11 protein-coding genes are annotated in these 12,003 nt (G+C 36.3%); 2 read left to right on the top strand and 9 right to left on the bottom strand.

Translation table 11 applies throughout. The features are described from left to right. Positions 1–15 precede the first annotated feature (15 nt). The 4 genes from RHP76_RS01845 to RHP76_RS01830 form a co-directional block, all read right to left on the bottom strand. Positions 16–516 (bottom strand): endonuclease V, encoded by a 501-nt coding sequence (locus tag RHP76_RS01845; protein WP_120230905.1) that lies wholly within the window; start codon positions 514–516, stop codon positions 16–18. Between the two features lie 2 nt (positions 517–518). Then, complete coding sequence (locus RHP76_RS01840) at positions 519–887, bottom strand: VOC family protein (protein WP_120230904.1); 369 nt, start codon at positions 885–887, stop codon at positions 519–521. Continuing rightward, positions 884–1,333: a GNAT family N-acetyltransferase gene (locus RHP76_RS01835; protein WP_280211680.1), complete on the bottom strand. Its 450-nt coding sequence runs from the start codon at positions 1,331–1,333 to the stop codon at positions 884–886. The genes RHP76_RS01840 and RHP76_RS01835 overlap by 4 nt, the downstream gene beginning before the upstream one ends. An 89-nt stretch (positions 1,334–1,422) precedes the next feature. Then, positions 1,423–2,463 carry a M28 family metallopeptidase gene (locus RHP76_RS01830; RefSeq protein WP_062670175.1) on the bottom strand — a complete coding sequence of 347 codons (1,041 nt, stop codon included), beginning with the start codon at positions 2,461–2,463 and terminating at the stop codon, positions 1,423–1,425. Positions 2,464–2,623: 160 nt separating this feature from the next. Between RHP76_RS01830 and RHP76_RS01825 the strand changes: the two genes are divergently transcribed. After that, positions 2,624–3,763, top strand: coding sequence for an aminotransferase class I/II-fold pyridoxal phosphate-dependent enzyme (locus RHP76_RS01825; RefSeq protein WP_311229335.1), 1,140 nt, complete (start codon positions 2,624–2,626; stop codon positions 3,761–3,763). Between the two features lie 142 nt (positions 3,764–3,905). On the opposite strand, the gene RHP76_RS01820 is transcribed toward RHP76_RS01825, so the two are convergent. Beyond that, the gene (locus RHP76_RS01820; RefSeq protein ID WP_120230900.1) at positions 3,906–6,638 is read right to left on the bottom strand and encodes a sodium-translocating pyrophosphatase; all 2,733 of its coding nucleotides are present in this window, start codon (positions 6,636–6,638) and stop codon (positions 3,906–3,908) included. Positions 6,639–6,773: 135 nt separating this feature from the next. Between RHP76_RS01820 and RHP76_RS01815 the strand changes: the two genes are divergently transcribed. Further along, positions 6,774–8,495 carry an amidohydrolase gene (locus tag RHP76_RS01815; RefSeq protein ID WP_311229334.1) on the top strand — a complete coding sequence of 574 codons (1,722 nt, stop codon included), beginning with the start codon at positions 6,774–6,776 and terminating at the stop codon, positions 8,493–8,495. A 79-nt stretch (positions 8,496–8,574) separates the two neighbouring features. On the opposite strand, the gene RHP76_RS01810 is transcribed toward RHP76_RS01815, so the two are convergent. The 4 genes from RHP76_RS01810 to RHP76_RS01795 form a co-directional block, all read right to left on the bottom strand. Then, positions 8,575–9,186: an inorganic pyrophosphatase gene (locus RHP76_RS01810; protein ID WP_062670183.1), complete on the bottom strand. Its 612-nt coding sequence runs from the start codon at positions 9,184–9,186 to the stop codon at positions 8,575–8,577. A 17-nt stretch (positions 9,187–9,203) separates the two neighbouring features. Next, the gene (locus RHP76_RS01805) at positions 9,204–9,716 is read right to left on the bottom strand and encodes a DUF7935 family protein (RefSeq protein WP_062670185.1); all 513 of its coding nucleotides are present in this window, start codon (positions 9,714–9,716) and stop codon (positions 9,204–9,206) included. Between the two features lie 24 nt (positions 9,717–9,740). Next, positions 9,741–10,916, bottom strand: coding sequence for a hypothetical protein (locus RHP76_RS01800; RefSeq protein WP_311229333.1), 1,176 nt, complete (start codon positions 10,914–10,916; stop codon positions 9,741–9,743). An 88-nt stretch (positions 10,917–11,004) separates the two neighbouring features. Next, entirely contained in the window at positions 11,005–11,901 is an 897-nt protein-coding gene (locus RHP76_RS01795) for a phytanoyl-CoA dioxygenase family protein (RefSeq protein ID WP_228432304.1), read from the bottom strand. Positions 11,902–12,003: the final 102 nt, after the last annotated feature.

Raw genomic sequence — 12,003 nt, 5'->3', positions numbered from 1 at the left:
GTAAGACTTTATTATTTATGCTCTGCTTAGTTGGTCTAATCTTTTCAACAGCGTAGGCATTCTGTAATCGCCATGCATCTGTTGTACTTTTAATTGAACTTCATCTACATCTATTCCTTTCGCTGTTACAAAAAGTGGGGTTTTACTTTCTCCACGAACTGCATTTCTTCGTTGGGAATCAGGAGTTCTAAATTCATTTTTTGCAATCCCAACAATAGGATACTTTTCTTCCAGTTCTTCATAAAGATGGCCGCCTAAGCCAATTTTCCCATTATTATCCAAAGTGACATATCCATCAACAATGATAATGTCTTCTGGTCTTAATGTTATTTTTTTTAGCAGACTCAAAATACAGGGCAACTCTCTTTTGTAAAAAGCCCCGCTTTCATATTCTGAACTTACGGGAATCTGTTCTATAAAGACTTCCACTTCTTTTTCAGAGGTCCAGTCTTCAAATGCAATACACACGGTATTGGCATAATCCTCATAATAATAGGTATCAAATGCGTAAATCATATTTATTTCTTAAAAAACTCACCGAAGTGCCACAATATTCCTGAAGGATCATGTACAAAGCACTCTTTCCCCCAATCCATTGTTCTTACAGGAGTAAGCCTCACATTTTCATATTTTTCTGTAAGCTCCAGAGACAAAAGTTCTTTCCAGAATTCATCAGTATTGGCAACTTCCATAAAGATCATGGTATTATCCACCCAGTCTTTTGCATAATAATCCTGGAGATAAAATCCGATTTCTTCTCTTGTAAATAAAGACAATTTAGATTCCAGAACCACTTCTTGAAATCCCATATCTCTGTAAAAATTTCTGCTGATCTCAAAGTTTTGCGCTCCGATAAAAGGTCTGATGGATTTCAGTTTTGGTATCATAATTTTTTATTTTTCCAGTTTTCAGAAATCATTTGAAACTTGATTTCTCCTTTTCCATGGGGTCCAGCTTCCTTCCATCCAGATTTTCTGTAAAAGATTTCAGCCCTTGTTCCAGGTGAAGTACCCAGCCATACGGAATCTTTATTTTGTTCAAAATACCAGTCCAGCATAATATCATGGAGTTTCCTGCCTATTCCAAGGTTTTCAAAATCCGGATGTACAAAGAGTGCCCAGATATTGTTTTCTTTCAGATCTGCAATGGAAAAACCAACGATCTGATCTTTCATCTCACAAACCCAACCTTTTCCTCTTTGGAATAGAAATTCCTCACAATCTTTATCGGTAACCAATCCAGGATCTGACAGCGTGTTTTCTTTCACGGAGTTTCTCACAATCTGTATTTGTGGGATATCTTCTGGCTTTGCTTCCCGGATTATTGTTTTCATGGTAATGTTTTTGCTGGCAGTTTACAGGAATGATATTTTTTTAACCTTATCAAGGTTTAAAAAAATATCATTCCAATTAAAATTAATAATTATTTTCTGTCAACCACAATTCTTTCTTCTCTGTTGGCAATATCCCATGCAGTGGTAAAAATAAGCTGGGTTCTTTTCTCCAGCAACTGATAATCAATTTTTTCAGGATCATCACCTGGTTTGTGATAATCTTCATGAATACCATCAAAGAAAAATGCTACAGGAATATTATGCTTGGCAAAATTATAGTGGTCCGAACGGTAATACAATTGTTCAGGGTCATTCAAGTCATCGTATTTGTAATTCAGTTCCAGGTTGTTGGTTCTTTTGTTCGCCGCTTCGTTGATTACTTTAAGTTGGGAGCTCAACATTTCAGAACCAATCACATAGACATATTGTTTTCCTCTGTTGGCAGGATCATCACGTCCGATCATATCAATATTAAGATCAACCACGGTATTGGCTAACGGGAAAACAGGATTTTCGGAATAATATTCTGAACCGAAAAGTCCATGTTCCTCTCCTGTAACATGAAGAAACAGAATAGATCTTTTAGGCCCTTTTCCTGCTTTTTTAGCCTGTTGGAATGCTTTTGCAATTTCCATTACAGCTACAGTTCCACTTCCGTCATCGTCTGCTCCATTGTACACAACTCCATTTTTGGTTCCTACGTGATCATAATGAGCAGAAACCACCACAATCTCGTCCGGTTTTTCACTTCCTTCAATAAAAGCTAAAATATTTTCAGAATCCGGAAGGTTACCTCCTCCTCTTTTCTTCATGAATTCAGACGGTACTTTCTGATAGTAAGAGCCTAGTGCTTTAGGAGCTGAAATACCCAGATTCTTATAGTAATTAATCATATACTCACCCGCTTTTTTCTGTCCTTTGCTTCCGGTATCCCGCCCTTCCATATCGTCTGCTGCAATGACGTAAAGGTTTTTCTTTAAATCCTCTGCATTAATCTCTTTATAGGCATTATTAAACGCTTTGTTATGTTTTGTTGAAACAGGATGTGAAGCATTCCCGTCAGATATTTTTGCCGTTCCACAACTGGTTACTACAGCCATTGCCAACAACGGAATAAGTATTTTTCTCATAAAAGATAAATTTCTTAAAAATAACAATTTTTATTGAATCCCAGTATTAATAATCAATATGACAAAATAATATGCAGTTCATTACAAATCTACCAACACATAGGCCTAAGTATAATTTTGATATTAAAATTTTATTATATTTGATAAAAATACAAAATAAGTGAAAGAAATTTACGGATTTACTCATTATTCCTTTTTTACGGAAATGTCCGAGCTGGCAGCCAGGCACGGAAGCTTTGATCTTTCTCTGGGACTTCCCGATTTTGATATTGATGAACGCCTGAAAGTATTTTTAAAGGAAGCTGCTGAGCACAACACGCATCACTATGAACCTCTTGCAGGCAATCCTCTGCTGATGGAGAGCATTATCAGATTCAATGCAAAACGAGCTCATCAAATAACGGTTACCACAAAGGAAATCACGATTGTACCCTGTGCAACCTTTGCTTTATATACTGCACTTAAATCAATTCTGAATCAAGGTAATGAAGTTATCATTATTCAACCTTCATACTACACTTATGGGCCAGCTGTTGTTATGAATGGAGGAATTCCTGTTTATTATGATCTTGATGGTGATTTTACCATAGATTGGAATCTGTTTAAAGACTGTATTACTGAAAAGACAAGAGCAGTCATTGTCAACTCTCCCCAGAATCCAACGGGAAAAGTATGGAAAAAAGAAGACTGGGACATGCTTTATGAACTGATTAAAAACCGTGATATTTATTTAATTTCCGAAGAAATATATGATACTTACTGTTATGATGAGACAGAACATTACAGTTCTTTTGTTCATCCTGAACTTAGGGAAAAGACTTTCTGTATTTTTTCTTTTGGTAAAATGTTTCATACTTCGGGATGGAAAGTGAGTTATATGCTTGCTTCAGAAGTTTTAACAACAAGATTTCAATGTCATCAGCAGTATATTTCTTACAGTGCCAATGCTCCTGCACAATATGCTATCGCAAAATATCTCGACGTATTTGATCCGGATCTCAATAAAAAACACATGCAGAAAAAAAGAGATATTTTTAATGAAATGATTAAAGAAACACCGCTTCAGATCGAACAACAAGCGGAAGGAAGTGTTTTTCAGGTTGTTAATTTCAGGACTATTTCTAAAAGCATGACAGATGTAGAGTTTTCAAAATGGCTTACCATTGATAAGAGGGTTTCCTGCCTTCCACTTTCTGCTTTTTACAATTCCAGAGATAATTCTGATTATATCAGGTTTAGTTTTGCTAAAAAAGATGAATTGATTATTCAGGCTTTGGAGCATTTGAAAAGAAGTCTTTGATTTTTCTGGATTTGCTTTTCCCAAAGATCACACAAATTTTCACAGATGATGGCTGATATTTTTTGCCTGGATTTTTTATGACGTGGATAGACGTGAAAAAGCACCGCCATAGCGATGCTTTTGTACTATTTTCACATTGATTTTAAAGAGCCAATACTCTTACATCAATTCTTCTGTTTTTTGCTTTGCATTCATCAGTGTCATTAGCTTCACAAACAGGATGCTGTGAACCATATCCTTCTGCTTCTATTCTGTCTCCGGAAATACCTAGTTCGAGCAGTTTAAGTTTGGCTGTCTGTGCTCTCAGATTGGATAATTTGATGTTACTATCTTCATTACCGCTGTTATCTGTATATCCGCCCAGTTTTATTTTCAGATCCGGATAAGCATTTAAAATTTCTGACAAAGTATTCAATTGAAGCACGGATTCTGCTTTCAGATCACTTGAACCTGTTTCAAAATAAAGGTTTTCAATGGTATACCACTTATTTGGATCTAATGCAGACTTATCTTTTTGTTTCACCACATTGTAAAGTTGGTAAAGCTGGCTTCCGTCACCAATAGCAATTGTTTTTCCTCCGTCCAGTTTTATTTTCTGAATATTACCTGTTTCATATACAAAGTCTCCGTTTTCATTAAGGTGTCCTTTAATTTCTCCCGGAATGACCGTAATTATTTTAGAATCTCCATTTACAGTTACTGCACTACTGGAAATTCCTGTAAGGCTTTCAATTTTTGCTTTTCTGTTAGCTTCAATTTTATCTTTATGCAAAACAGCCAAAGTAGGTGCAATCACCAAAGAAACGATTGACATTAATTTGATCAGGATGTTCATCGAAGGTCCTGATGTATCTTTAAACGGATCTCCCACCGTATCACCTGTTACAGATGCTTTGTGTGGTTCTGAACCTTTATAATACGTCTGTCCATTAATATCAACTCCTTTTTCGAAGGATTTTTTGGCATTGTCCCACGCGCCTCCTGCGTTATTCTGAAACATTCCCATTAACACACCACATACTGTAGCTCCAGCTAGGAATCCTCCTAATACTTCAGGTCCGAAAATAAAACCGATTAATAAAGGAGAAACGATAGCAATCGCACCAGGCAGCATCATTTTTCTGATGGATGCATCTGTAGAAATGGCTACACATTTTTCATATTCCGGTTGCGCTTTCCCTTCCAGAATTCCCGGAATTTCACGGAATTGTCTTCTTACTTCTTCTACCATTGCCATAGCAGCCTGTCCTACTGCGGTAATCGCCAATGAGGAGAAGATAAACGGAATCATCCCACCTACAAAAAGTCCGGCAAGAACATCTGCTCTGTAAATATCAATACCATCAATTCCTGCAATTCCTACAAAAGCAGCAAATAAGGCCAATGCTGTTAAAGCAGCTGAAGCAATGGCAAATCCTTTTCCTGTAGCAGCCGTTGTATTTCCTACGGCATCCAGAATATCTGTTTTTTCACGTACTTCTTTGGGAAGTTCACTCATCTCAGCAATACCTCCGGCATTATCTGCGATAGGTCCAAAAGCATCAATAGCAAGCTGCATGGCTGTGGTAGCCATCATTCCAGCTGCGGCAATTGCCACTCCATAAAGCCCGGCACACAGATAAGAACCATAAATTCCTCCCGCCAATACAATAATAGGAAGCAAAGTAGATTCCATTCCCACGGAAAGCCCACCGATAATATTGGTTGCATGCCCTGTAGAAGATTGTCTCACAATACTGGAAACGGGTCTTTTCCCCATGGCAGTGTAATATTCTGTAATAATGCTCATTAAAGTTCCCACTACCAGACCTACCATGATAGCTCCGAATACACCCATTTTAGTAAACTCATGACCTCTGAGAACCATTTTTTCAGGAAGGATATACGTTACCAGGAAATAGGAAGCAATAGCCGTAATCACAATACTTCCCCAGTTTCCAAGATTTAATGCATTTTGTACGCTGGAAGTGGATGCCCCTTCATTGTCATTAATTTTCACAAATAAAGTTCCGATCATTGAAAATATAATTCCTGTTCCTGCAATCAGCATCGGCAAAAGAATCGGGGCAAAACCTCCGAAAGCATCATCAGAAACAGTTTCTCTACCTAATACCATTGTGGCAAGAACTGTCGCCACATAGGATCCGAAAAGGTCGGCTCCCATTCCGGCAACGTCTCCTACGTTATCTCCTACATTATCTGCAATGGTAGCAGGATTTCGGGGATCATCTTCAGGAATTCCGGCTTCCACTTTTCCTACAAGGTCGGCACCTACGTCTGCAGCCTTAGTATAAATACCACCTCCTACTCTTGCAAAAAGCGCAATAGACTCAGCTCCAAGAGAAAATCCGGTAAGAATTTCGATGGTTTTTTCCATTTCATGAGAATCTACTGTAGCTTCAGGGGCAAAAATCTGTTTAATAATCAGAAATAAAGCTCCTAAACCTAAGACAGCAAGCCCGGCAACTCCCATTCCCATTACAGAACCTCCTGTAAAAGAGACTTTAAGAGCTTTTGAGAGTGAAGTTCTTGCAGCTTCTGCCGTTCTCACATTCGCTTTGGTAGCGATTTTCATCCCGATAAACCCTGCTGATGCAGAGAATACAGCTCCTACGGCAAAAGCAATTCCGATACTCCAATGTGAGTTGGCATTACTTGACCCCATTACTGCCAATAGAATGGCGACAACAACAACAAAGTACGTTAAGATTTTGTATTCAGCCTTTAGAAAAGCCATTGCACCGTCTGCAATATGGCCGCTGATTGTTTTCATTTTTTCATTTCCAGCATTCTGTTTATTGACCCAGTTGCTCTGAAGAAATGTATAAAGCAAAGCTATGACACCAAAAATTGGCACTAACACAAATAGATCCATAGTTTATTATTTTATATTAAAAAATTGAGATTAGTCTTATAAATATAATGAAATTATAAACACATAATAAAATTCACTAATAATAATATATTATTTTGTAAATTTGTTTATCACTATGATTTGAATTAATTATTTATGAAAAGGATATTGTACACTATTTTTTTATCTGCAAGCATAAGCAGCTGTCAAAATAAGATTCCACAACAAAACGCTGAAATGCTTTATTTCGGTGGTCCTATTATAACAATGGAAGACACCCCTCTTCAGGTTGAAGCTGTAGCAATAAAAGACGGGAAAATACTTTTTGCGGGAACAAAATCAGATGCAGAACGTTTTTCAGAGCCAGCAACCAAAATGATTAATCTTAATGGAAAAACTCTACTTCCTGGTTTTATAGATGTTCATGGGCATCTTACTTCAAGAGCCGGGATGATGGATGTTGTAGATTTATCTCCTGAACCCTATGGCACTGTAAATTCAATTGAAGATTTACAGATTACCATTAAAAACTACATCAAAGAAAAAAAAATTACAGATCAACAGCCGATTATCGGAAATGGTTATGATGATGCAATTATGACAGAGCATCGTCATCCTACAAAAGCTGAACTGGATGTTATCAGTAAGACCAATCCTATCATTGTTATTCATGCTTCAGGCCATGCCAGTGTAGCTAACAGTGCCATGCTAAAGCTTTTGGGAATAACGGAATCATCAAAAGATCCTGAAGGAGGGCACATTGGCAGGGATAAAAAAACAGGAAAACTGAACGGAAAATTAGAAGAAAATGCAAGTTTCAACGCGTTACTGGTCATCACAGAAAAAATGGGTAAAGGCAAAAACACAGAGGCTCATGCAATGGAAAATCTGATGAAAGCCCAGAATGAATGGCTCAGCTATGGACAGACTACTATTTGTGATGGGAGAACGATGGGAGAAAGTGTTGCGCTGTTAGAAAAAGCAGCATCCCAACATCTTCTTAAAGCTGATGTTGTTTACTTTCCGGATTATGAATATTTCAAAAAGGATTTCAACAGTTTCAAACCAAAGTATATGAAGTATGAAAATCACCTGAAATTAGCCGGATTCAAATTTTCTGACGACGGTTCTCCACAAGGTAAAACAGCCTGGCTTACCCAGCCTTATTTAGTTCCTCCTGAAGGTCAGTCTAAGGATTATAAAGGATTCCCTATTTTTACGGATGAAACCTTATACAACGATCTGAAAGTCCTTTTTCAAAATCACATCACTGCCCAGCTTCATGTAAATGGAGATGCTGCAATTGATCAGGCCATCCGTGTTATTCAAAGATTAAAAGATGAAAACATTTACAAGCCGGAATTGCGGGCAACATTAATTCATGTACAGAACAGCAGACCTGATCATATTCAAAAAATAAAAGAATTAGGAGTAATCCCTTCTTACTTTTCTACGCATGCTTATTTATGGGGAGATTGGCATTATTCGAGTGTTTTCGGCCCTGAAAGAGCTTCTTTTATAAGCCCGGCAAATTCAGCATTAAAAGCAGGAATTATTTTTACCATTCATCATGATGCTCCGGTTACACCACCCGATCTGATTACAGCCGTATACGCAGCAGTGAATAGAAAGACACGGTCTGGAATGATTTTAGGTCCTAATGAAAAAATCTCCACCCTTGAAGCGTTAAAAGCGATTACCATTAACGGAGCTTATCAATTGCAGGAAGAAAACAGAAAAGGGTCTATTAAACCTGGTAAACTAGCTGATTTTGTTATTCTTGATCAGAATCCTTTAACCACAACTCCTGAAAATCTCAGAAACATTAAGGTTCTGGAAACGATAAAAGAAGGAAATTCTGTATACAAAAGAAATTAATCCTATTGATACATAATAAAATATTCACAAAAAAAGCAGATGAAAAATCATCTGCTTTTTTTATTCTAGGGAAAAAATCTTATCCTCCGAATTTATCTGCATAGTCTGTTTGAGAAGCTTTGATCACTTTTCTTGCGTGTTCAGCTCCGTAAACTTCCTGGATTCTGCATTTTGCAGGCTCATCCGGTAAGTTTTTATAAGTAAGGAAGTAGTGCATCAATCTTTTTACTTCAGCTTCCGGTAATTCAGAAATATCTCTGAAGTGTCCGAAAGCGTGATCATTGATCATTACTGCAACAATTTTATCATCTGCTTCACCTCCGTCGATCATTTTGAAACCTCCGATTGGAATAGCTTCCATCAATAAACCTCCGGCATGGATATTGTGAGAACTTAAAACACAGATATCAAGTGGGTCATGATCACCCATAGTAACGTCAGTAGCACCTGATTCTACAGCAAGTTTCATCACCTCTTTATCACAGTATGTTCTTGGTACAAAACCATATAAAGCCGGGATAATGTTAGAGAATTTCTGTGGCCTGTCTACCTTTAAGTATCCTGTTTCTTTATCTACTTCATATTTAATAGTATCTGAAGGAACAATTTCCACAAATACGTTGACAACATTTGGCGCATCTTCTCCTGCAGAAATTCCGTGCCATGGATGTGCTTTAAAATTTGGAATCATTATTTATCTGTTATTTTTTAAGTTATTATTAAAATTTCTTTTCTTAAATCTTCTATAGTTTCAGCAATATAATCGTTGCTTTCCATATAATTCATGATGAAAATCGTTTTGAATTCATCCAGCTGAACTTCTCCTTTTAATCCATCATAGGTTTTGTGAAGCAGTTCTATAATCGCATTCTTTGAGTCAACAATATTCTTCCATGAATTTTTCGTAATGTACAACTGTTGTGAAGAGTTATACTCAAATTCTTCGTTGATTGCTTTTTCTGTCAGGAAAATAAACTCATGAACCGCCAGTCCTCTATCAAACCTCTGGATAAGGTTGGATGGTTTCATTCTGTCCAGAAACAATGTCATTCTTTCGTAGGAATGTGCTTTGTTCTCTGAATTTGATTTCACGGTAAGCAGTTTGATTTCCTGGTTCTTAAGAGTAATGTATGAGTGTACAAATTGTCTGAGCAAAACCAGAAAAGGAATTGCAATAATCAATGCAAATGCATAGGGTAAATATCCTGATAGACTCGTCATAATTTTAGACTGCAAAATTACTAATTATTTTCCGTCTTCTAAAGAGTTTTTAAAGATATCCACTTTAGAAATTTGTATATAGACCAATGCAAGGATAATTATAAGATAAAAGCCAAGCATCATCCTGTTTACCAGAGACGGAAAAACCAAAAATCTCAGCATAACAGTTGTGTAAATAACAACGAAAAACAAGAGCTGAGCCTGATTCTTTTTATTATAAAACGAGAAACGGTTAGCAAGAATAACCACAATAAAAATCAATAAAATCGGAAAGTAGGAAGAATTGAAATCCAACATTACATTACTTTTAATAAAGTGAATATAATCTGCAAAGGAAAATGGATCAGGCTGCGACACAGGATAAATCTGAACTTTCGTAAACTGATTCATAAAAAGTGTAGACCAAGAAACCTGATTGAAAACCTGTATTAAAAAGAAGGAAAGAAATATATATCCGTATGATACCAGTAATAAACCTGTTTTAATCTGAAAGCTATTTCTATAAAAATAAATAAGGGAATACAGGAATGAATAAAAAATAAAATATTCAGGTCTTGTAAGCACACAAAGCATAGCCCATATGCCTGCAAAAAAGAAATTTTTTCTCACTAAAAACACATAAAAGCTCAAAAGAAGCAGAAAGCATGATAAGGAATCTGCTGATACATGCCGGGCCGATTCCGGCAATGGCTTGAACAGTGAAATCAAAACAGTAAGGATGAAGGCAAGAGGATAATTTCTCAGAATTTTTATCAAAAAGCTGAAAATCAGAACCAGAATCAATGCATAAGAGATAACTGAAATCAGGGAGATTGAAGCAGAAGCACTGAAACCAAGCTTAAACAATGACCAGCCGATAAAATTATAAAAAGGTTTTACCACAAAAAGCTGTAACTCTTCTTCGTAGGCTTTGGGATTTTGTGAGATTATTTTATAGTAAGTACTCTCTCCTTTTGCCACTTCCTCAACCATGGGATTAACAGGCCCAAGTCCTGCAAAGTCGGGATTCTTTTCCCTCAGTTCGTCATATACCTTCTGATGAATTTCTTCAATTTTCATTTCAGGATATTCCGTTTTATAAATAAGCCCCATATAGGCCTCCATATCAGTGTTGTAATAATGATGGGTATACAGGTAGTATGACATCATGCATACATAGATTGAAAATATAAAAACAAGAATATTCTTCTTTTTTTCCATACACTGATATTAAGAATACAAATGTAAAAAAACTATCTTTTTAAACCCGTATTCCTATAAAAAGCTTTACGAAGAGGATTTTTCTGTATTAAAGTTCAAACAGTGCCGGCCTCTGTGTCACTTCATGATAACAGACACTATTTTCATCAAAGAAATGGTAAACAAGACTTTTTCTCGTTCTGTTTTTATCCGTGTGAGGTTCTCCGCCGTGAAGAATATTGGCATGCCAGATTAATAAATCTCCTTTTTTGGCTTTAAAGATTTCTTTCTTCAAGCCTAATTCTTTTACTTTATCCTCCAGGAAAGTTTCATAAGCTCTGTAGCTTTTCTTACCAATTTTCAAAGCTGTCCCTTCATTATCATAATCAGAATTCAGGAAATAAGGGAGTTTATGGCTTTTAGGAATATAATGAAGCGCTCCGTTATTCTCATCTACATCTTCCAGGGCAATCCATACACCTAATAAACCACCTAATGGATAAGTGGTCATGTGAATACTGTCAGAATGGGTTTTCTGCTGGCTGCCGTTGATAAAATTGATACTTTGGAAAAGTTTGGATTTTCCGTCAAGCAAAACAGATAAAAATTCTAACAGTTCTTTATCACTTCCAATATTTTTAATGATTTCTGAATGGTGGATCGCAAACATCAGTTTTCCTCCGTATATAAATTTCAAAGTCCCATCCTTCATTAGTTTATCAATTTCAGCATTGATCTGATCGGCCGTTTCAGGAGTAAGGAAATTTCTCAGAATCATATAGCCATTTTCATCATACTGAAGAGCACTTTCTTTATTTTCGTCGGAAAGTTTCTTAAAAAAAGGAGTTTCCCTAAGTTTTGAATCATCCAGTCTTCGTTCGCTAGCCGGAAGATGTGCAAAATCTTTACTTGAAATACTTGAAAAATAGTTCTTATTGATTCCGTATTTTTTATATAATGGAATATTATGCTTTAATTTATTCTTTTTAAATATGTTATAAAGCATGTATGATAATTTGTACTGACGAATCTGTTGTAACATAACTGTTTTACTAAGGATTTTATAAAGTTACGGAATATTACCTAATTAGAACCAATCTAAACAATG

It is taken from the genome of Chryseobacterium sp. SG20098, from assembly GCF_031844745.1.
Taxonomy (GTDB): Bacteria; Bacteroidota; Bacteroidia; order Flavobacteriales; family Weeksellaceae; genus Chryseobacterium; species Chryseobacterium cucumeris.
Note: the sequence above shows the minus strand (reverse complement) of the source record. Positions and strands in the feature narration are given on the sequence as shown.

What these genes read in the sequence shown, in the direction of transcription:
- RHP76_RS01845 (WP_120230905.1), bottom strand. Translation starts at nt 516, where the DNA reads ATGATTTACGCATTTGATACCTATTATTATGAGGATTATGCCAATACC.
- RHP76_RS01840 (WP_120230904.1), bottom strand. Translation starts at nt 887, where the DNA reads ATGATACCAAAACTGAAATCCATCAGACCTTTTATCGGAGCGCAAAAC.
- RHP76_RS01835 (WP_280211680.1), bottom strand. Translation starts at nt 1,333, where the DNA reads ATGAAAACAATAATCCGGGAAGCAAAGCCAGAAGATATCCCACAAATA.
- RHP76_RS01830 (WP_062670175.1), bottom strand. Translation starts at nt 2,463, where the DNA reads ATGAGAAAAATACTTATTCCGTTGTTGGCAATGGCTGTAGTAACCAGT.
- RHP76_RS01820 (WP_120230900.1), bottom strand. Translation starts at nt 6,638, where the DNA reads ATGGATCTATTTGTGTTAGTGCCAATTTTTGGTGTCATAGCTTTGCTT.
- RHP76_RS01815 (WP_311229334.1), top strand. Translation starts at nt 6,774, where the DNA reads ATGAAAAGGATATTGTACACTATTTTTTTATCTGCAAGCATAAGCAGC.
- RHP76_RS01810 (WP_062670183.1), bottom strand. Translation starts at nt 9,186, where the DNA reads ATGATTCCAAATTTTAAAGCACATCCATGGCACGGAATTTCTGCAGGA.
- RHP76_RS01805 (WP_062670185.1), bottom strand. Translation starts at nt 9,716, where the DNA reads ATGACGAGTCTATCAGGATATTTACCCTATGCATTTGCATTGATTATT.
- RHP76_RS01800 (WP_311229333.1), bottom strand. Translation starts at nt 10,916, where the DNA reads ATGGAAAAAAAGAAGAATATTCTTGTTTTTATATTTTCAATCTATGTA.
- RHP76_RS01795 (WP_228432304.1), bottom strand. Translation starts at nt 11,901, where the DNA reads ATGCTTTATAACATATTTAAAAAGAATAAATTAAAGCATAATATTCCA.